At 44.2% G+C, this 260-nt stretch carries 1 pseudogene; it reads right to left on the bottom strand.

From position 1 onward, the window contains the following. Window positions 1-260 (bottom strand): annotated as a pseudogene (locus tag AC6UDG_RS07675) (excinuclease ABC subunit B); the annotation flags it as partial.

Genomic DNA, 260 nt, shown 5'->3' with positions numbered 1-260 from the left:
TGGTTAAGGTCGTAACGAAAGTTCGCTCGTTATTTTGAACTCGTTTATTGATTTCACCCACTAAGTCATCCATCTGATCCTTAGTAGGACGGACCTCAACCGTTGGATCAAGTAGGCCAGTAGGACGAATAATTTGTTGGACAACGTGGTCAGTCCGATCCTCTTCGTAAGGTCCGGGAGTAGCTGACATATAAACAACCTGATTAACCCGTTTTTCAAACTCAGGTAACTTTAATGGTCGATTATCAAGCGCGCTGGGA

Source organism: Fructilactobacillus sp. X2R1C1, assembly GCF_059901435.1.
This window is presented reverse-complemented; position numbering and strand designations above follow the sequence as displayed.